Source organism: Ruegeria sp. YTSA219 (assembly GCF_059609985.1).
Map to the genome: position 1 here is coordinate 17,938 of NZ_JBXWMT010000013.1, position 20,391 is coordinate 38,328.

Sequence of the window (20,391 nt, forward strand, 5' to 3'; positions counted from 1 at the left end):
AATAGTCATTTAGTGGCCTCCAAGCACAATCGCGCCGCATCCAGCGGGATACGGGCATCTTTGATTTCAATAGAAGGTAATGAAATCAGGCGTGAGGCAGGTCGCGGGTCAAACGCGCGGGATCGAGATCATTGCGCTCGGCAACGCGCTTGGCGATAAATTCGAAAGTTTGCGTTGCTGTGGTCTGTACGAAGCGTGGACAACTGTCTTGAATCAGAACGGACGTGTTGCTGATGCGGCAAGCTTCGCAATCAACGGTCACTGGTGCGCTGTCGCCATCTATATTTCCGCAGATGCCGCTCAACTGCCCGCCTGCCGCAATATAGGCGGTGAGTTCCGGGGTCGTAGACATGGGAGCTGTCCGATGCGCAAAGCTCAGCATTCGTGACTTTGGGCTCAGAGCCGACCTCAGATGCGGCGCGGCATCTGCCAGTTTCGCAGAACTAGCATCGTGGCAGAACGGCCCAAAGCTGCCCTCTATAGCGACAGACGTCGCTGCGATGCAGCTTCCCCAAAGCGGAAGTTGATCGATTGCGCAGCATTTCCAACATTAACGTACACTCATCGGACAAAACGAACTCGTGCAAGCGCAGCTTCAACTATTGCCACGCGACCTTACTTGCTCCGGGTTCGGCGCTTTTGCACCTGTTAATCGCCACCACTTCGGCGCTTCGCAACGTCTGACAGACCCCGGGCCAGCAGGTCGAATACGATCCGGATACGACGGCTGGTCTGTAACTCCCGATGGGTGACCAGCCAGATTGGAAACTCAAGCGAAGGGAAATCCGGCAAGACCTTCTCTATGCCAGATTCAGCCTCGCCCAACGTTTCGGGCTGCATAGAGACGCCGTAGCCCGCTTTCACCAATTCCCATGCGACGACACCGCTCTCGCTCGACATCACGAAGCTCTCTGCGCGAACGGGCACGCCCATGTTGTGCAGTGGGGCCATTAGCCTCTCGGGGTCGGCATTGCCGACGAAATCGAGTGCAGCCACATCGCGCGGTGTCCGTGGGCGGCTTGCACGATCGAGATAGTCGGTCGCGGCATAGAGAGTGGCGCGAAAGTCGCCCAAGTGCCGTGCGATCAGGTCCGGCTGATCTGGGCGGACGTGGCGTATCGCGATGTCTGCCTCGCGCTGCGTCAAATTCTGCATCTCACTCGACGCGAGAATGCGGACGCGGATGCCCGGCGCCATCTGTCTCAACGGCTTGAGCACGCCCGGCAGGATCGCTGCTGACAAGAGGTCCGTTCCCGTGACCGTGACCTCTCCGGTGACATCCTGAGATTTACCGTCGGCCACCATCGAGATGAGAGTCGCAGCCTCGCCCATCGTGCGCATGTGATCAATCAGGTCGCGCCCTGCTTCCGTCAAGGTAAGACCACGGACGCTGCGTTCTACCAACGTGACGCCAAGTGCCTCCTCCAACGCACCGATCTGCCGTCCTATCGTCGGCTGTGTTGTCTTCAGCACGCGCGCCGCGCCGCTGAACGAGCCTTCCTCCGCTGTCGCGAGGAAGGCGCGTACCTGGTTCCAATCGAAGGAAACGGCCTGCCAGTTCATTCATGAGCGTATAGCAGGTGGACGAATTTAAGCAATCGACCTTTTATGAGCGCATGGATGATACCGGCTGCGAAACGAGATCGGCCCGGTCTCTGCAATCGAAAGCGACACAATGCATTCCGCAGTTTCTTACGACTGGCGCATCCGCGCTGCTTCAAACCTGAAGTGCAACGCGCAAAGGAAACCGACATGACTGCCCAAGCCTTCTGGGACCGGCATGCGCCCAAGTACGCCAAGAAGCCTATTGCCGATGTCACCGCCTACGAAGAAAAGCTGGAATGCGTCACTGCGCTTCTTCGATCGACCGATCGCGTTCTTGAAATCGGCTGCGGCACAGGCGGCACGGCCAGGAAGATCGCGCCTGTCGTCGCTCATGTGACCGCAACCGACCTCTCTGCCGAGATGATCCGGATCGCCCGGTCACGATCAGGTGGCGATGCCGCGGGAAAACCAGAATTTCTTCAGGCGGAGGCGGCGCAATACATTCCTGGCCAACCGTTCGAGGTCATTTGCGCGTTCAGCCTGCTTCATCTGGTGGATGACATACCCACCGTGCTGGATTCAGCATTCCACCAAATGAAGCCCGGCGGTCACTTCATATCAAAGACGGTTTGCCTGAAGGACGCGCCGCGCTGGATGCGAGCCATGGTTCGTTTGCTCATGGCCGTGCGGATCGCGCCTAATGTGATCATCTTGAGTCGCGCTGAATTGACCCGGCACCTGATCCGGGCCGGGTTCGAAATCGAGCAGACGCGGTACTTCGGAAAGAACCGACTGAGCCCCTTTATCGTTGCCCGCAAGCCCGCCTGAGGCAGACCGACACCTCATTCTGAGAGACTGAAGCATGTACTTTATCAGCCGTCGCGAATGGGCGTTCCTTGCCCTCGTGTTCCTCTACTCTTTCATTCCGGCAGTCGTCGGGCTGGTCCGGATTCCGGAACTTTTCGGCGCTCCGGCGATCATACCGCCGAACCCGCGTGCGGTGATCGAGCCCCTCCCGATCACATTGCATATCCTCGGCAGTTCAGTTTTCTGCCTTGTGGGGGCTGTGCAATTCCTGCCGAGCCTGAGGCGCTACCGCCCGGCCCTGCACAGGACCCTCGGGCGGATTGTGGCGGCAGCGGGATGCATCAGCGCACTAACCGGGCTCTGGATGACCGTGTCCTACGCATTTTCCGACGCCCTGCAGGGACCAGTACTTTACGGGGCAAGGGTCACGCTCGGCCTCGCGATGGTCACCCTCATCGCATGGGCCATCGTCGCGATCCGGTCGCGAAACGTCGCCGCGCACCGAGCCGCGATGCTGCGCGCCTATGCCATCGGCCAAGGGGCCTCAACGCAGACCGCGCTCTTTCTGGTCGCAATGGCCCTCTTTGACACCGAACTGCAGGGGTTTTCGCGAGACCTCCTGATGGTTGGGGCGTGGGCCATCAACCTTGCGATTGCGGAACTCCTTATCCGCCGCGCCTTTGCGGCGCGCACATCCGGTGCCGTGATCTGAACCCGACCGTGCTCCCGGCCTGACACCGGCAAACTCCAGAAACACAGAAAGAAGGCACCAAAATGAGACGGCTCGATTCCCATATTCTTCTGTCGGCCCTGTGGCTGTTCACACTGCTCAACATCATCTTTCGCGACATTCACCAGTTTGTCCTCGCGTCCCATATCGAGATGCCGCTGACAGGCCATTACAACGGCATCGAGATCGCCGAAGGGCTGATGCTTCTGGGCGGTTTCCTCGTCCAAGTGCCGATTGCGATGGTGCTCTTTTCGCTGCTGCTAACCCGCAGGATTGGTCGCCCTGTCACCTTTCTTGCAGCGATCGTCACAACCGGTACGCTCCTTTCCTCGGCCCCCACCGACATGGATGACACCTTCCACCTCGCCATCGAGATCGTGGCTCTAATCGCAATTCTCTGGACCGTATGGACGTGGCCTGAGCACGAACACACCGCGCCGCAATCCGACGCAAGTTCTTCGTAAAAAACGTGCGCGCACCGCGGACACGATGAATGAATAATAGGACCAAATAGATGTTGGAAGAAACGCCTTTAGACGATGCGGTTGATCTTTATGACAAGCTCGCACCTCGCTACGACATACTTCATCATCGCTGGCTGCGTCATGCAGGCGGCGAGGCGCAGGCCGCCCTGGAAGGTCTGGTGCGTGCACTTGCGACGCCGAATTCGATGTTTTTGGATGCTGGCTGCGGCACCGGCAACCTGGCACGTAGATTGATTGCCGAGGGTATGCCGCCGAATATGATGACCCTTCTCGACCCTTCTGCGGCGATGCTTGCACAATGCGACGACATTCCTGTGCCAAAGATACAAGGACGGTTAGAGTCCCTGCCGTTCGAGGATGGCACCTTCGATCTTGTGACGTGTGCTTGGGCTTTGGAAACCGTCCCCGATCCCCATCTGGCTTTGAGTGAGCTTTGCAGGGTTGTTCGAGCCGGCGGCGCGCTTTGTCTCGCGTTCTGCGCGGATGAGCCTGCCCGTGGTCTTGCCGGCAGCCTCATGCGCCAGGCGCTTTTGTTTCGCGGGACCGGCCGATTTATGTCCCGCTCCCGATTGATGCAGGCAATCGAGCGTTTCGAAAATTTTGAAGTGCGGGCAATTCCGAGCCATGGTCCCGCCTCGACCCTGCTTGCTAGGCGGTCTGGCGCAGCAACCCAGGGGTCTTTGTAGCCGGGCTTAGAGTTGAAAATGACGACCACAGAATTACGGAGATCAAGCATGATCGGATATGTTACCCTCGGAACCAACAACTTCGAGGCCGCGCTGAAATTCTACGACGCCTTGTTTTCGAGCGTGGGCGCAAACCGTCTTTGGAAACACGGCGATATGGCCGCATGGGGCCGCTCAAGGGCCGAGCCTGCGTTATGCCTTGCTTGTCCATTCAATGGGGCACCGGCAAGCGTTGGAAACGGGGTGATGGTCGCTTTGAAAATGACCAACAGAAAAGCCGTCGATACGCTTCACGCCAAGTGCCTCGAACTTGGCGGAACAGATGAGGGACCCCCCGGCACACGCGGAGATCATGGTTTCTACGGAGGGTATTTCCGGGATCTGGATGGCAACAAACTGAATGCGTATGTCCCAGCGTGACAGCAGGCAAAGAGTTGGCTGTTGAAATATCGCGTCCAGCGGACGATGAGAGACGAGCACATCGAAAGACGCCGCAATGAGATCTGAAATAAAATTCGTCCGATTGTCGGAAATCGACCCAACCGAAATCTTAGCGCACATGTCCGACCCTCGTGTCGCCGAGCATATGCCGCTTCTGAGATTTACTTGGAATGCCGAGACAGTGGCGCGGTTTGTCGCCAAAAAGGAAGAGTGTTGGCACCGTGACGGACTTGGACATTGGGCATTCTTGTCCGATGACCGATATGTCGGCTGGGGTGGATTTCAAAAAGAAGGAGCCGAGTGGGATTTCGGACTGGTCTTGCGGCCCGACACGTTTGGCCTCGGGCCGCGCATCTCGCGAAAGGCGATCGACTTTGCAATTTCCGATGAACGCATCCCGTATGTGACCTTCCTTTTACCACCGTCACGCACGAACCTGCGGGCACTCGACAGACTTGGTGCTTGGCGGGTTGGCGAAGTCGACTATGACGGGGCGACCTTCCTCAAATTTCAACTTGCGACAGAGTGACAGCATTGTCCGATTTCTGGTACATCGCCAGCTCCAGAGTGTGTTGTAACTCGCGGCCCAGACCTGCCGTTGACCTACTGGTCAAGTTGCTGCAATCGCAGCCCGCTTAGCAGTCATTCGCTGCAAGCGCGAAATCCGGGCGTCGTCGAACTCACACATCGCGGACAAAGCTGCCCTTGATGTTTCCAGCCCGAACGGCTGCATTGTACTCGTATGCGACAGCCGCGGAACATAGCAAGGACAGGCAACTCAAGTGCTCCGCAACCGGCATCAGGATTCGCTTCGCGTATCGGTGTTCTCCGGCACTGACAGCGCCGTCGGCTATCTGTGTTGTTTGCCCTCAAAAGAGAGACTATCGCAAATCCAGTTTGCAGCGTCGCCGTGAGTTCGCGAACTCAACCGTAATGCATGAATTTGCGACACAACCCGATACGTCTCAGGCGCAATCTCGACAATTTCTCCTCCGTTCTTTTCCCAAATTGCAGCGTAGTGAATGGGGATCAAGCCTACATGCGTCCCCGCGAGGGTCAGATAGGTCGTTGATTCTATGTTGCCTTGAGAGATTTCCGAGTTTTGTTCGAGCAGACGGATATCTAGGCTTTCATCAATCGGATTGCTCAGGAAGCTATGGGCCGAGATCTTGCTTCGCCGAAGCATTTCCTTCAATGCGCCTGGGTTTTTGGTTCCGTTGCAGGGGTGATCCACGTGACAAAAAAGACCGCTGGGCTCGTCGTAGAGATGTCGAGCTTCAATGTCGCCGGGCAGTGTCTCGCCAACTCCAATCCCAACAATCGCAATATCTAGGCGACCAGCACGCAGCTCAGTCAGGCAATCAAGATAGTCGTAAACGCCAACTCTGATATGAAGGTCTTCAAACTCTCGACTTGCAGCACGCAACGTTTCTGCAAGTGGGTTGGCTGGGTCTGTCACAAGGCAATCGACAACCCCGATCCTGACCAGTTGTTCGGTTTTCCGGCCGATCTCATTGAGACGCGAGGCATATGAATCCAGATGCGACAGCAGCTGGTTGGTTTCGTTCAGAACCTCTTCACCATCCGGTGTCAGAGAAAATCCCTGTCGGCCCCGGTTGCAAAGCCGGACATTTAGTCGCTGTTCAAGGTTGGCAATATGTGAACTTATCGCTGGCTGGCTGATTCCCAGTTCGTCCTGCGCTTTGACAAAGCCCCCAGCCTCGGCGACGGCTTTGAAGACGCGCAGCAAACGCAGGTCGATATCGGTCAGTTTCATGTCTTTCCCCGGCGCTGATCTTTCTGAAAGCAAAGCAAAAAACTGGATGCATGTCGATTGGCTTATGCATGTATCACCAGAACAATATGGTTCGGGGGGCGGCGACTGCCTAAGGTTAAAGCAATCAACGATCCGCCGGGGGCGACCCGTGGCGGACAGACCAACAATCGGGAGCCCGAAAGATGAACCTGCGTAAACCAATTGCCCTCGCCGCCAGCGTGATTGCCTTTACTGGCAGCGCCGTGATGGCCGAAGAAATCACCGTCAGCGCGTGGGGCGGGTTCTTTGAAGAAACCCTGCGCGACGTGATCTATCCGGGTTTCACCGAAGAAACCGGCATCACCGTGCGCTCGATTGCGCAGCCCGCCGACCAAGCGTGGCTGACCCAACTGACGAACGCCGCCCGAGCCAAAACCGCCCCCGCCGACCTGTCCCTGGTCGCGGACGAGGTCTTTTTGCGCGGCCAGTCCATCGGGCTGTGGGCCAATCTGAACGCAGACAGCATCCCCAACACCGCCACCCTTCTGGACGGCTTCACGAAGACCAGCGAAGCGGGCGATCTGAACGCCGTGGGGGCCCTGTCGTGGTACACAACTTTCGTCACCAACACCGAAGCCGTGGCTGACGCCCCGACCTCGTGGGCCGATCTGTGGACCCGCGATTGGGACGGCAAGCTGGGCCTGACCTCGAACGCGAATAGCGGGTTGATGGAGGCCACCGCCCTGACCTTCTTCGGTGGCTACGAGATCATGGAGACCCGCGAGGGGCTGGAACAAGTCATCGCCAAAATCGCCGAGCTGAAGCCGCAAGTGCAGCTGTGGTATCGCGACGAAGGTCAGTTCCAGCAAAGCCTTGAAGCAGGCGAGTTGGTGGGCGGTCTGTATTACCATGACGTCACCATGCTGTCGGCTGCCGATGGTCTGCCGGTCGTGTCGACCTTCCCGAAAGAAGGCGGCGTCTTGGGTGACGCCTATTGGATCGTACCGCGCGATTCCAAAAACATCGAGGCAGCCGAGAAATTCATCAACTACATGATCCGCCCCGATGTGCAGGCCGCAATGGCCCGCAACCTTGGCATCGCTCCTGTGGGCAAGCGTGAGGCGATGGACCTGACGGACGAAGAGTTCGCATCCGTCGGCAGCGCAGGCACCCCGATCCGCACCCAGACCCATATCCACCTGCGTGAAGGGGATTGGCTGTCCGACAAATACCTCGAGATGATCTCGCAGTAATCGGTCTCTCCCTGCCGGGTCTGTGCGTCTGCACGGGCCCGGCGCTTATGAAAGTGTTCCGTGATGGCCCAGCTTTTGCTTCAAAACATCCAGAAATCCTTTGGCACTTTCCAGGCGCTGGAAGATGTCAGTCTGGACATTGCCTCGGGCGAGTTCATTTGCCTTCTTGGCGGCTCTGGCTGCGGCAAGACCACGCTTCTGCGCATCATCGCAGGGCTCGAGGAACAAAGCTCGGGTGACATGCTGCTTGACGATGCCGACTTGTCCGCCGTGCAATGCCACAAGCGCAATGTCGGCATGGTGTTTCAAAGCCTCGCGCTGTTTCCCCACCTGAATGTGGGTGAAAACATCGCCTATGGGCTGGAAATTCGCGGCGTCGGCAAGGACAAACGGCTGGAGCGCGCGCGGGATTTGCTTGAGGTTGTCGGGCTTACGGGGCTGTTTGATCGTCCGGTCTCGGCCCTGTCTGGCGGTCAGCGTCAGCGTGTCGCCATCGCGCGCGCCTTGGCCATCGAGCCCGCCCTGTTCCTGATGGACGAACCCTTCAGCGCCCTTGACGCGGGCCTGCGCGAGCACCTTCAGATCGAGGTGAAAAAGCTGCAACGCAAGCTGGGCGTCACAACAATCTTCGTCACCCACGACCAGAACGAGGCGATGTCGATCGCCGACCGGATCGTGATCCTGAACGAAGGCCGGATCGAACAAGCCGGCACCCCGACCGAGGTCTACGCGCGTCCCCAAACCCGTTTCGTGGCCGACTTCATGGGCACCAACAACATCTTCAGCCCCGAGTTTACGGCGGGCGGTCCCGTGATGCTGGATGGCGTCGATCTGGGCGCCGCCGTAGGGGATCTGAGCGGCCTGACCGGCAAGCACACCATCGCCGTGCGCCCCGAGTATGTGCGCTTGCAGACGGCATCCGAAGGCGGGTCCGGCCTGATCGGCACCGTCGATTTCACCCGCCACCTTGGCGCATCCATCGAAACCGAACTTAGCGTCGGGGACCGGACATTCATCCACACGATGGTGTCCGACCGCGCCCCCGAATTCAAAGTCAGAGACCGCGCCGAAATCAAATTCGACCTCGATCACGCATGGGTCATCCCGTCATGAAACACGCGCTTGCTCCATATCTGATCGGGCTTTTTCCGCTGGCGATGATGACGCTGTTCTTCCTCGCCCCGCTCGCCTTCATGGTGGTGGTCAGCTTTTACGAACGTGACCCGCTGGGCTTTTACAAGGTCGCCTTTGTCTGGGACAATTACGCCAAGTTCTTTACGTCCTTTTACTACACAATCTCGATGCGCTCGCTGTGGTCGGCGTCGCTTGGCGCCGTGGTCGTGGTGCTTCTGGCCTTCCCGGCCATGTATATCATCGTCGACATGCACCGCCGCTGGCAGCTCTTTTGGGTGATCCTTTTGCTGTCGCTCATGTGCCTGAGCGAGGTGATCATCGGTTTCGCTTGGCTGATCCTATTTTCCGAAAACTCGGGCATCCCTAAATTCCTCGGCTGGGTCGGGCTGTGGAGCGACCCGCGGTCCCTGTCGCCCAGCTTCGGCGCGATGCTGATCGGGTTCATCACGCTGGGTTTCTCGCTGGTGGCGCTGATGTTTTTCCCGCAGATGGCGCAACGCGACCGCAGCATTGAAGAGGCCGCTCTGACCCTTGGCACCCCGCCCGCCCGCGTGTTTTCCAAGGTGGTTCTGCCCAACTTCCTGCCCGCAATCCTATCATCCGTCGTGACAATGTTTGTCTATTTCCTTGGCGTCTTCGTCATGCCCACCATGCTGGGCCGCCCGCAAGACTGGAACATGACCGTGATCATCACAGACAAGGCCGTGGGCGACGCCAACATGCCCTTGGGGGCCGCCCTGTCGGTCATCATGCTGGTCTTCACTTTGCTGATCATCGGGGGCCTCATGCTGGCCTCGCGCAAGAAAGGGACGCCGTCATGAGCACCCTTCTGAAACGCCTTTTCGTCACCGTCATCGCCATCGGGCTGATCCTGCCGTTCCTCATCGTCGCTGGCGTCTCGATCAGTGCGGAAAGCAACATTTCCTTCCCCCCAAACGAGCTGTCGGCGCGTTGGTATACCGAGCTATTGACCCAGAAAGACTGGCTGATCCCGATCCGCAATTCGCTGGTGATCGCGGCCTTTGCCGGGCTTCTGGCCGTATCCATTGCGCTGGCCGCGAACTATGTGCTGTGGCGGCTGAAATCGGGCTTCGGCAAGCTGGTCTTCGCGCTTGGCGTCGGGCCCTTCATGCTGCCCCCGATCATCATCGCCATGGGCGCCAGCGTCTTTTGGGCCGAAATGGGCTGGTATGGCCGGGCCGAGGCGACCGTGATCTCACATGGCGTGTTCTTCGTCACCCTGCCACTGGTCATCATCGCGCGCGGGTTTGCCGCCCTGTCCGATGACGTGATCGAGGCCTCGCGTACCATGGGCGCGACCCCGTGGCAGACCTTTGCCAAGGTGATTTTCCCGCTGGTCCTGCCCTATGTCATCACCGGCTATGCGCTGGTCGCCATCATCAGCGTCAATGAGTATCTGATCTCGTATATGGTGTCCGGCTTCGCGGTCGAGACCCTGCCCATCCGCATCTTCAACAACGTGCGCTATGGCTATACGCCGGTCGTCGCCTCGGCCGCGATGGGCTTTGCGCTGCTGACCATCGGCGTGTTGCTGGCCCTGTCCATGGTCACCGATCTTCTGAAACTTCTCGGGGCATCGCGCGACTGACGCGCGTCCCATTCAACAGGAATATAGCCATGCAAAAACTGTCCCGACAGGATCTGGAAGACATCCTTTACGGCGCGGCCATCCTTGGCACCGGCGGCGGCGGCGAGCTGTCAGACGGGCTGGCGATGATCGACGACGCGCTGTCGAAGGGCAAAGAGTTCATCATGGTCAGCCTTGATGAGGCTCCACAAGACGCGCTGGTCTGCACGCCCTATATGCTGGGCGCGATCTCGGCCTTGCCAGAGGAAGAAGAGCGCAAATACGCCCGCCTGCCCCGCACCGGCATCCCCTCGATCCTGGCGGCCTATGACCGGTTCCAGACCTATCTGGGACGCGAATTCTATGGCACCATTTCGTGCGAGCTTGGTGGGTCTAACACAGCCACGTCCTTCTATGCCGCCGCCATGGCCGGGGCCTATATCATTGACGCGGACCCCGCAGGGCGCGCGGTGCCCGAGATCACCCATTCGACCTATTATATCAACGGCCTACCCGCCGCGCCCATCGTCATGGCCAACGAATTTGGCGAGGCGATCATCTGCGAAAACGTCATGGATGACGAACGTGCCGAGCATATCGTCCGCGCCCTGTCCAAGGTCAGCCGCAACGACATCGCCGCCATCGACCACGCCCTTGAAATCCACGAGATCCGCGACGCGGTCATCCCCGGTGCAATTTCTTTGGCCATGAATATGGGCCGGGTTTGGAGAGAAACGCGCGCGCAAGCTGGCAATGTAGCTCAGGTTATTGCCGATCACGGGGGGGGCGTCGTTGTCTTCCGCGGCAGCGTGGATGACTGTGATTGGGAAACCAGAGACGGATTCACTTATGGAAACATTTCCATTTTAGGAGACAGTGGGTTCGAAGGAGACACCTACAAGATCTGGCTCAAAAACGAGAACATGGTTGGAAGACTGAATGGTGAAGTTCATACAACCATTCCCGATTTGATCTGCCTAATCGACACCGAATCCGGAGAACCGGTTACCAACCCGAACTACTTCACCGGCCAACAGGTTGCCGTGGTCGTACTACCTGCTCCGAGACCCTTCACAACGCAAAAGGGACTGGAGGCATTTGGACCTGGCTATGTTGGCCTGGATGAACCTTACCGCCCTACGGTCTCCCAACCATAGCAACAAGTTTGGTGAATTTGTTAGAACTTGATTTGCTCGCGAAGTCGTCAAACGGCATATAAGAGACGCGAAAACAGGGTTCTCGGCATCTGCGCTCTGCGCAATATCCCAAAGAGGTTCATTGCTACGAGCAGTCATCCAGCTTGAACAGTGACGGCGGGTGCCTTCCCACTTGCATTGCGAGATTGACGAGAAACCGGTTGCTACACCTTTGCAGCATATAGCCGACGTTTTCCCTTTCGTGAGATGAACGTCTAATCTGGGCCGTCCTCAGGAGTCGCTATGTCCGCCTACAGAGCTTCGCCACCGTTCGTGCAAGCCGCAGCATTCGACACTATGGGCTCACCGCCGACCTCGGAGGCAGCGCAGCATTCACAAGAAAACGTTGTCTGTACACTTCACTAGCGGCCCATAGCCGACTTTGAGCGCTTCGTTGGATTTCGCAGCCGCAGCCCGCATACCGGTCATTCGCTGCATTTGCAAAATTCAGCCCAGCTGGAACTAACAGATCTCGAACAAAGTGAGCTTTCGTTTCTGCTGCGCAAAGATTTGTTCTTGACGCGACCGCAGAACCAGCCCCAACGATGCCGGTTTGTCAGTTTGGCATGGTTATGTTGATCTACTACCGATATGCAGGGGTGGGAGGAACAGTGTGGAGCGCCAACTTGCAGCAATTCTGGCAGCTGACATGGTCGGCTACACGAGTAGGATGGAACAGGACGAAGCTGGCACTCTTTCCGCTTTTTCCGCCTATTTTGATGGCACAATAACTCCGCTAATCGATCGTCACCGTGGGCACATCGTCAAACTCATGGGCGATGGTCTTCTGGCAAGTTTCAGCAGCGCTGCCGATGCGGTGGCCTGTGCAGTCGAGTGGCAACAGACACCGGCAAAAACACCAGATCCGATGCAGTTCCGGATCGGCATCAATCTTGGCGATATTATCATGCAAGATGGGGATGTCTTTGGGTCTGGCGTTAACCTTGCGTCGCGTCTAGAGCAGCTGGCGCCACCCGGAGGTGTGCTCGTGTCCGACGCTGTTTATCGCGTGGTCGGCAACCGTATCCCGGTGATATGGAAAGACGCTGGAACGCACTCTATTAAAAACGTTGTAGAGCCGGTACGCGCGTGGCGCATTGGGGGAGAAAGACAAACTCAACCCGAACCGCCGCAGCGAAAAACAACACGCAAGGCGACTATAGCTGTTCTTCCTCTGCACTGCATGAGCGACGACCCCGAGCAGACGTTTTTTAGCGATGGAATCGCGGAAGACATTATTACTGGATTGTCGCGCTTCCGTACGCTTCAGGTCATTTCCAGAAACGCGTCTTTTCGGTTCCGAGCACAAGACAAGGATCCTGCGGAAATTGCCGAGGCGTTGGGCGCCGACTATCTTGTTGAAGGAAGCGTTCGTAAGGCTGGAAGTCGGGTTAGGATTTCTGTGCAGCTCGCCGAAGCCGCTGGTGGGACGCAGTTGTGGTCGGAACGCTTTGACCGCGAATTGGAAGACATCCTATCCGTTCAGGATGAGGTCACCCGCAGCATCGTAGCGGTCCTCCCAGGCCGTGTGCAGCATGACTTCGTCGACCGCTCAGCGCAGAAACCGGCAGATGAGATGAAGGCCTATGAACTGATGCTGAGAAGCAAGGCGCTCCGCGACGGCCTGAATGCCAGAGATACGGCCAAAGCGCGGGCTTTGCTGGAGCGCGCGGTGACACTGGATCCGTCCATCGCTCGATCGTACATGTACCTCTCTGACACCTATGTTATTGACCTCTGGCTGGGACTGGCTGACCCGGACGCTCCTGACCACGCGCTGCATATTGCGCGCAAGGGCGCGGCGCTGGACAACCGGGACCCCTACATTCAAGACCAGTTGGGGTTTGCCTATCTCTGTGCAAGGCTTTGGGACGAAGCCGACACACAGTTCGAAAAGACAATTTCTCTGATCGAAAACGAAGCTGAATCTATGGCTTGGTGTGGCTACGGGTTTCTATTGCTCGGACGTCATGAAAAGGCACGAGAAGTGGTCTCTGAGGCGATGCGGTTGGACCCATTGCACCCACCTGCCATTGACTGGATTATGGGCCAGGTCGAATTCTTCTGCCGAAACTTCGATGCTGCACTCGGCTTGTTGATTGGAGAGGCGCGGCTTAACTCTTTGGCTGCGGCATTCGTGGCCGCCTCCTATGCGCATCTTGGCAGGCAATCGGAGGCGGCGACAGCCTTGCAGAATTTTATCGCGGAACGTCGAGATGAGTTTGGTAGCCGGGGCATTGAGGTGACCGAAGAGAACATCTCGTGCCTTGCGCGCGGATTCAAAAGCATGTGGCGCCGACCGGAAGATTTCGAAGTCCTGACGACGGGTCTGCGGACAGCTGGTTTGCCCGCCTGACTCATTTTATCAAGGGCCCGTGCAGCGCATTATGCCAGTCGATTGCGGTTTCTGACAGACCGGATTCTCTTCGTTCAACCCTGCTCATTCGCGTAGGATCGTTGCGTTTTGTGCAAAAAGCACTGAGCATACCTTTGATCTTTTCCTGGATGGCGAAGGGTTGTTCCGAGCCGGAAACCCTGGTCTTCTGTTGTGATGTAAACTCGCTTGGTTCTGCGTATATCATGGCTCTCTCCTGTTTTCAGGCGTAAACCTAAAATCGGGATCATTATGCAATTCTGCAAACTCAGTTTCTTGACATCTATTGTTCCAAAAAGTCACAATATATGATGCCAAGACTGTTACCTCCGTTAAATCCCCTGCGCGCTTTCGAGGCTGCCGGACGGTTGGGCAGCTTTACCCGGGCAGCGGAAGAGCTGAACGTCTCGCATTCTGCAATTTCCCGCCACATTCGCGGGTTGGAAAAACGACTGAATGTGCATCTCTTCCGGACGCAAAAATCTGGTGTTACCCTTACCGAACATGGGCAAACTTATTTGGCGCAGATTACGCCTGCCTTAGACCAAATTGCCTTCGCTACCGAAGCATTGACCCGTGCGCCCGAAGGCGTCGTCACCATGACGACAGAAAGTGCTGTCGCGCAAAAATGGCTGGTGCCGCGGCTCCCACGACTGAAAGCGGCGCATCCCGAGATAGACTTGCGTCTTTCGATAACAACAGATGTCATGGACATTGAGGCGCACGATTTCGATCTGGGTCTGAGGTATCTGCGAAATCAAAAAGACAATGGATATGACCTGCTGTTTCCGTGTCGGGTCAGAGCTTTTGCTGCCCCAGGTTTTGCGCCAATCTCTGGCTCAAAAGTCGACCTTGCGTCTCTGGCGTCCGGACCATTGATAGAAGAGGCCACATTCCGCCTTTGGCCGGACTGGTTCTTGAAATCCGGTCTGAAAGAGGTTCCCGCGCTTGAACTTCCTCATCCACTGGGAGCGCTACTGTCAATTCAATCGGCTGTGGCTGGCTTGGGTGCAGTTCTGATGGATGAGCATCTCTGTCAAATTGAGGTTGAAACGGGTGCCTTGGAACGTATCAATGACGTAGAACTTCGTTTTGGCGGATATTACCTCGCCACGAACCAACGCGCAGGACGGGGTCGAGCCGTTCGTTGTGTGAAAGACTGGTTGCAACAGGAGGCGCAACTTGATGAAGAACCCCCCGTTGATTAGCCGTGCTGGGATAGCAGCACCAAACAGAATGTAACACTTTGCGGCTTCTGGCTCACTGCAGAAGACTCTTGTGCCGTGCATGAATTACTACAATTCGGAGTGAAGCCGCCGACAACTCATGGCGTAACGGCCAGAAACTTGTCTGGCCTTTCGCTGCAATTGGTTCTGATGGTTTGAGGACTGAGCACCGTGACCGAACGCGGTCATTCAGTAGCTGCGCAGCATTAAGCATTTTGGGCTCTTCGCGGCCATTGGTGAGCGCGCGGCATTTCAGTGCTATTCTTAAAGGTAAGGTTTGAAGGACGGCCCATACCCGACATCCAACATAGTCCGCCGATGCTGCGGTCGCGCCCGCATTGCCGACATTCGCTGCAAGTGCAAAGTCTGATGCGGGTTGAACTCACATTCTGCGGACGAAGCCGCCGTCCAAGGACTATGTGTGAATGGCCGCAATGAGAGTTTGACCACTTTGCTCTCAAGGCCTTAGCTTGATGTAGCGCAACTGAAGGAATGCTATGATGGCGATGGAAACGTATCTAATCTATCTGGCAGCTGTTGCGGTTTTCTTCGCGACACCGCCGGACACCAGTCAGCTGCTCATCATATCGAACAGCGTCAGACATGGGCTGAAGCGGAGCGCCTACACCATTGCCGGAGACCTGACTGCCAACAGCTTGCAAATGACCGGTGCAGCTTTCGGACTTGCTGCAATCATCGCGACGTCAGCGAGCGCGTTCATTTGGATCAAATGGCTCGGGGTGGCCTATTTGGTGTGGATTGGTGTTCAGCTTATTCTCTCAAAGGACCAAAAAGACGATGTCGCTGCCGCTGAATCTGGCCAATCGTTTCGGTTGTTTCGTCAGGGTTTTGTGACGTCGCTGGCTAACCCTTTTGCTGTCGTTTTCTTCGGAGCGCTCTTTCCCCAGTTCATCGATCCGGCATTGCCTGTGCTGCCCCAGCTTCTGATTTTAGGTGTCACTTACCTGATCGTAGACGGAGCAATTTTGCTGGTCTGGGGATGGCTTGGCGTCCGCGCGGCAACCGCACTAAGGCGTTTTTCCTTTGGCTTGGTGAACAAGATTTGCGGCATACTTATGATCGGTGCAGCGGCGTTGCTGGCAAGCAAAGACTTTCAGCCTCAGCGTTAGTAACTGGATCGCATTTCTGACATTCGTGCAACGCGCAGCATTCGGAAAAATGGGCTCGAACCAGACATCGGAGGCGGCACAGGATCCTGAGTGGGAGATGGTCTTCAGACCACCACTCACGGCCCATACCGGCCTTTGGCCAATGGGTAAATATGCTGCGGTCGCAGCCCGCATTGCCGACCTTCACCGCGAGCGCGAACCCTCGGCTCGCCGAACGCACACATCGCGGACAAAGCTGCCTATCGCGGCAGCGCAGCAAGTGCTCGCTGAGGGAGATCTGCCTGCAAAAAACCTCTGCATTCTGAAAAAAGTTGCATAAGTAGGTGTCATTTCTGTGAAAAGCAATGCGGACGTTTGACCGCCAAAAATCAGCCTGTGGTTACAGCGTTTTCTTGATTAGCGTCCCGTATCTAAGCATGATCCCGTTATGGCGGTTGAAATCGACAAATGGCTGAACGATCTCGAACTGGGTCAATACTCAGACGCTTTTGCACAGCATGATATCGACGCGCGCGTACTGCCACTACTGTCAAACGACGACCTTAAAGAGCTTGGGGTTAGTCTGGGCCATCGAAAAATCATCCTGGCAGCGGTTCAGGAATTGACTGGTCAAAAGCACTCGTCTCAATCGCCGCAGGCCGTAGACGTGGATGCAGACGAAGTCGGCCCGGTCCCCATTTCGGATGAATCGCAAGGCGTGACCTTATCCGCAAGGAAGCCTGCTTCATTAGCGATCGCAGAGAGGCGTCACTTAACAGTTTTGTTTGCTGATCTCGTCGCCTCGACTGAGTTGACTAACCGGTTTGATCCCGAAGACATGCGCGAACTGCTGCAGAGTTACCAGGATGCGGTTGCAGGTGCAGTTAGCAGGTATGGCGGCTACGTCTCGAAGTATTTGGGCGACGGTCTCCTGGTGTTTTTTGGCTGGCCTACAGCCTATGAAGATCATGCAGTTCGCGCTTTAAAGGCTGGTCTTGAGGCCGTTCGGCGGGTCAGAGATCTTAAAGCACCTGACGGTGAGCGTTTGTCGGCCAGGTTAGGTATCGCGAGTGGCGACGTGGTAGTTGGCGATACGATCGGTGAAAACACCTACGAAGAAGGAGCCATGACGGGGCCAATTGTCAATCTGGCAGCGCGGCTTCAGGAACACGCAGCACCGAACTCAGTTGTATTATCTGCTGAGGAGACCGAAGAAACTTTGCATCGGCTATTTGAGTTTAGGTCTCTTGGACAAACCGAGCTGAAAGGTTTCAAAGAACCACGGACCCTTTTGACTGTCGTATCAGAACACAGCGCGGAAAGCCGGTTTCGAGCATCTTATAGGGACGAAAGTGGCAGCGTCATGATTGGTCGCGACTACGAAAAAGGTATCCTTTTACAATCATGGCTGCGTGCGCAGAACAGTCAGGGAGAGGTTGTTCTGCTTGCCGGTGAAGCAGGGATCGGTAAATCGCGATTGGCGGAAGAGTTTCTCGCTAATGCTGTAGCGACTAGCGAAGCTGATATTATCAGGCTGAACTGCTCTCCTTACCTTATCAGTAGCCCGTTCCACCCTGTCGCCCAGAGGATTTCTCAGGATGCTGGTGTGGGGACAGATTTTGATGACGACCAAATTCTCGACCTTGTCAAAAAAATGTTGGAAAGCCGAGAGGGCTTGGAATGGGAAAAGGTTCTGCCCGTCTTTGCCGCGCTGGTTGCGCCTAACAGTGCTCTTGCCCGAAGCGTTCTCGATATGTCACCGCAGGAGCAACGTGACCTCACGATTCAGACGTTAATCCACACGGTTCAGGTGCGCGCAAGCACGCGTCCTGTTATTCTTTGTGTTGAGGACGCGCATTGGATTGATCCTTCCACCCAAGCTCTTTTGGATCGCTTCAAAGCAATTTGCGCAGATCTGCCTTTGATGATTTTGATCACCCACAGGCCCGGCTGGGAACTTGCCCATGATGACGGCGAAGCGCACGTACATACGCTCCAGCTGCGTCGGTTTGATACGACCCATGTCTCGAACCTAGTTCTCAATGTTACCGGAAAAGCACCGGACGATGCGCTAATCGCCACAATCATTGAAAAGACGGACGGCGTGCCATTGTTCGTCGAGGAGTTGGCCCGGGCGATTGTTGAGGCGGGTGAGCACGGGCAGGTCCACATACCTTCGTCTTTGAAAGGCACGCTGATGGCACGTCTTGACGCAGTCTCACCAGAGGCCAAACAAGTAGCGTTAACAGGAGCCGTCATTGGACGGGAGTTCGAGCCTAGCTTGCTGGCTTCCGCAATAGGTCTTGCCAGTGCGGAAATTCAATCTCGTATAGAAGAGCTGTCTCGAACGGGTTTGATCTTTGAAAGCGGGCACAATCGAGGGTATTTCGTTTTCCGTCATGCCCTTATTCGGGATACCGCCTATCAATCCATGTTGGGCTCAACCCGCAGGCAACAACACGCAAACGTGGCCCGTGCTTTGATGCAGTTGCGGTCAGCAGAGATTGAACGCCGGCCCGAGTTGGTTGCCCGCCATCTTTCAGAGGCCGAAGAATGGCGTGCTGCGTTCGACAAATGGCAGACGGCAACCGAAATGGCATTGGCGCGATCCGCCAGCCAAGAGGCGATGGTCAACGCTAGGGAAACACTCAAAGCGGCTGAAAATCTTGGATCTGACAACGGCGTCGAAACGATCAAAGCCAAAATCCTGATTGGTCGCAGCCATGACAGCCTGGGTCAGTTGCCAGAGGGGATAGCGGCTTTGAAAGAGGCCTCGGACGCCGCCCGTGGAATACACGATGTGGCGCTCGCCGCTGATGCTGCGAACCATTTTGCGGACTCGTGTATGATGTCGAGTAAGAGACACGGCGAGGCCATTGAACTTTGTGATAGAGCTCTGAACGACCTCCCCGACGATGACGAAGTACGGCAGTGCAGATTGATGAGCCAACTTGCACGGGCACATATGTTTGTCGGCCAGTTTTCTGAAGGCGCTCGCTATGGTCAGCAATCAATGGAACTGGCCGCGAAACTAGGGGACCATAAATCCCAATTCTCGGTGATGATGATGCATTTTGGGGCGCCATTCGTCGCGCGCAAAGGAAGAGAGGTACGTCATTGGCGTGAAAATCTTGATGCGATGCATCGAGTGGCCGAAAACCTAGGGAGTATTGATCAGGGTCGGGACCGGACACTCAGTCTTTTTGTCGGGGCCGAAATGGCCGACCGCGACTTGATGGATCATTCACTCGAATTGCTGACGGAGATTTCGGAAAAGGACAATCATCTGCAACTCTACTGGGTGCAAAAGCACGCACGCGCCATGGTTGCAATTATGGATGGCGATTTTGAGCAAGCGGAGATGCATGCCAACGAAGCGGTGAAAATCGGTCGTCAGACACATGGAGAACATGTTGAGGGCGTATTCGGTGTTCAGATGTTTACCATCCGCCGCGAACAAAACCGGCTGCACGAAGTTGCACCGGTGATCAAGAAGCTGATGACGGATAGCCCGGAAGACATTTCTTGGAAACCAGGATTTGGCCTTATTGCCGCCGAGTTGGGATACAAGGAACCAGCTGAACGCATACTGAATGAAATGGCAGAGAATGGCTTCGATCTTCCGCTTGATGCTATGTTTTCGACTACTTTGTCTTATCTCGCTGACATTTGTGTCGCAGTCGAGCATCTGGGACATGCTGAGACCCTCTATGACATGCTGACCCCATACGAAGAGCTGACGATCACCGCTGGGGCAACAACAGTTTGCGCCGGGGCGGCAGCAAGACGTCTAGGCAATCTGGCAGCGGTGCTAAAAAACTGGGACGCCGCTGAGAGGATGTTCCATAAGGCCATCGAAATAGACACGCGCATGAAGTGCCCACCGTGGATTGCGCACAGCAAGGCCGCGTATGCATCCGCGCTAAGGCAACGGGGCCGAACGAATGATTTGAAACTAGCGTTTCAACTAGAAGGGGAAGCGTTGGCAATTTCACAGCAATTGAGTATGGTTTTCCTTAGGTCAAAGCTCGAGGGAGTAGCTGTTTAAAGTCATTTACATG

19 protein-coding genes are annotated in these 20,391 nt (G+C 56.3%); 15 read left to right on the forward strand and 4 right to left on the reverse strand.

Annotated features, from left to right (window positions below; translation table 11 throughout):
- Positions 1 to 85: 85 nt before the first annotated feature.
- Both AC2FFB_RS16030 and AC2FFB_RS16035 read right to left on the reverse strand, forming a co-directional pair.
- Positions 86 to 352, reverse strand: coding sequence for a hypothetical protein (locus AC2FFB_RS16030; protein WP_142639699.1), 267 nt, complete (start codon positions 350 to 352; stop codon positions 86 to 88).
- Positions 353 to 648: 296 nt separating this feature from the next.
- Positions 649 to 1,563 carry a LysR family transcriptional regulator gene (locus AC2FFB_RS16035; protein ID WP_171329874.1) on the reverse strand — a complete coding sequence of 305 codons (915 nt, stop codon included), beginning with the start codon at positions 1,561 to 1,563 and terminating at the stop codon, positions 649 to 651.
- Between the two features lie 189 nt (positions 1,564 to 1,752).
- Between AC2FFB_RS16035 and AC2FFB_RS16040 the strand changes: the two genes are divergently transcribed.
- From AC2FFB_RS16040 to AC2FFB_RS16065, 6 genes are all read left to right on the forward strand, one after another.
- Complete coding sequence (locus tag AC2FFB_RS16040; RefSeq protein WP_496867462.1) at positions 1,753 to 2,373, forward strand: class I SAM-dependent DNA methyltransferase; 621 nt, start codon at positions 1,753 to 1,755, stop codon at positions 2,371 to 2,373.
- Positions 2,374 to 2,407: 34 nt separating this feature from the next.
- Complete coding sequence (locus tag AC2FFB_RS16045; protein WP_496875176.1) at positions 2,408 to 3,064, forward strand: DUF2306 domain-containing protein; 657 nt, start codon at positions 2,408 to 2,410, stop codon at positions 3,062 to 3,064.
- Between the two features lie 62 nt (positions 3,065 to 3,126).
- Positions 3,127 to 3,546: a DUF6326 family protein gene (locus AC2FFB_RS16050; RefSeq protein ID WP_496875177.1), complete on the forward strand. Its 420-nt coding sequence runs from the start codon at positions 3,127 to 3,129 to the stop codon at positions 3,544 to 3,546.
- A gap of 50 nt (positions 3,547 to 3,596) precedes the next feature.
- Positions 3,597 to 4,253 carry a methyltransferase domain-containing protein gene (locus tag AC2FFB_RS16055; protein WP_496875178.1) on the forward strand — a complete coding sequence of 219 codons (657 nt, stop codon included), beginning with the start codon at positions 3,597 to 3,599 and terminating at the stop codon, positions 4,251 to 4,253.
- Positions 4,254 to 4,301: 48 nt separating this feature from the next.
- Complete coding sequence (locus AC2FFB_RS16060) at positions 4,302 to 4,673, forward strand: VOC family protein (RefSeq protein ID WP_281973981.1); 372 nt, start codon at positions 4,302 to 4,304, stop codon at positions 4,671 to 4,673.
- 76 nt (positions 4,674 to 4,749) lie between these two features.
- Positions 4,750 to 5,223 (forward strand): GNAT family N-acetyltransferase, encoded by a 474-nt coding sequence (locus tag AC2FFB_RS16065; RefSeq protein WP_010443838.1) that lies wholly within the window; start codon positions 4,750 to 4,752, stop codon positions 5,221 to 5,223.
- A 321-nt stretch (positions 5,224 to 5,544) separates the two neighbouring features.
- Here the strand turns inward: AC2FFB_RS16065 and AC2FFB_RS16070 are convergent, their stop codons facing one another.
- Positions 5,545 to 6,471 carry a LysR family transcriptional regulator gene (locus AC2FFB_RS16070; protein WP_496875179.1) on the reverse strand — a complete coding sequence of 309 codons (927 nt, stop codon included), beginning with the start codon at positions 6,469 to 6,471 and terminating at the stop codon, positions 5,545 to 5,547.
- Between the two features lie 182 nt (positions 6,472 to 6,653).
- On the opposite strand from AC2FFB_RS16070, the gene AC2FFB_RS16075 reads away from it, so the two are divergent.
- The 6 genes from AC2FFB_RS16075 to AC2FFB_RS16100 all read left to right on the forward strand — a co-directional run bounded on the left by AC2FFB_RS16075 (position 6,654) and on the right by AC2FFB_RS16100 (position 13,977).
- Entirely contained in the window at positions 6,654 to 7,703 is a 1,050-nt protein-coding gene (locus AC2FFB_RS16075; protein WP_496822347.1) for an ABC transporter substrate-binding protein, read from the forward strand.
- A 63-nt stretch (positions 7,704 to 7,766) separates the two neighbouring features.
- Positions 7,767 to 8,816 carry an ABC transporter ATP-binding protein gene (locus AC2FFB_RS16080; protein WP_496822349.1) on the forward strand — a complete coding sequence of 350 codons (1,050 nt, stop codon included), beginning with the start codon at positions 7,767 to 7,769 and terminating at the stop codon, positions 8,814 to 8,816.
- Entirely contained in the window at positions 8,813 to 9,658 is an 846-nt protein-coding gene (locus AC2FFB_RS16085) for an ABC transporter permease (RefSeq protein WP_496875180.1), read from the forward strand. The genes AC2FFB_RS16080 and AC2FFB_RS16085 overlap by 4 nt, the downstream gene beginning before the upstream one ends.
- Complete coding sequence (locus AC2FFB_RS16090; RefSeq protein WP_496822352.1) at positions 9,655 to 10,446, forward strand: ABC transporter permease; 792 nt, start codon at positions 9,655 to 9,657, stop codon at positions 10,444 to 10,446. The genes AC2FFB_RS16085 and AC2FFB_RS16090 overlap by 4 nt, the downstream gene beginning before the upstream one ends.
- 29 nt (positions 10,447 to 10,475) lie before the next feature.
- A complete protein-coding gene (locus AC2FFB_RS16095) occupies positions 10,476 to 11,582 on the forward strand; it encodes an S-methyl thiohydantoin desulfurase family protein (protein ID WP_496822354.1) in 1,107 nt (368 codons plus the stop codon).
- 652 nt (positions 11,583 to 12,234) lie between these two features.
- Entirely contained in the window at positions 12,235 to 13,977 is a 1,743-nt protein-coding gene (locus AC2FFB_RS16100; RefSeq protein WP_496875181.1) for an adenylate/guanylate cyclase domain-containing protein, read from the forward strand.
- A gap of 1 nt (position 13,978) precedes the next feature.
- Here AC2FFB_RS16100 and AC2FFB_RS16105 read toward each other — a convergent pair whose 3' ends face one another.
- Positions 13,979 to 14,203: a hypothetical protein gene (locus AC2FFB_RS16105; RefSeq protein ID WP_496824370.1), complete on the reverse strand. Its 225-nt coding sequence runs from the start codon at positions 14,201 to 14,203 to the stop codon at positions 13,979 to 13,981.
- Between the two features lie 103 nt (positions 14,204 to 14,306).
- Here AC2FFB_RS16105 and AC2FFB_RS16110 point away from each other — a divergent pair, with 103 nt between their 5' ends.
- From AC2FFB_RS16110 to AC2FFB_RS16120, 3 genes are all read left to right on the forward strand, one after another.
- Entirely contained in the window at positions 14,307 to 15,203 is an 897-nt protein-coding gene (locus AC2FFB_RS16110) for a LysR substrate-binding domain-containing protein (protein ID WP_496875182.1), read from the forward strand.
- A gap of 518 nt (positions 15,204 to 15,721) precedes the next feature.
- On the forward strand, positions 15,722 to 16,351 hold the full coding sequence (locus AC2FFB_RS16115; RefSeq protein ID WP_496875183.1) for a LysE family translocator: 630 nt from the start codon (positions 15,722 to 15,724) through the stop codon (positions 16,349 to 16,351).
- 427 nt (positions 16,352 to 16,778) lie between these two features.
- Positions 16,779 to 20,378: an adenylate/guanylate cyclase domain-containing protein gene (locus AC2FFB_RS16120; RefSeq protein ID WP_496875184.1), complete on the forward strand. Its 3,600-nt coding sequence runs from the start codon at positions 16,779 to 16,781 to the stop codon at positions 20,376 to 20,378.
- Positions 20,379 to 20,391: the final 13 nt, after the last annotated feature.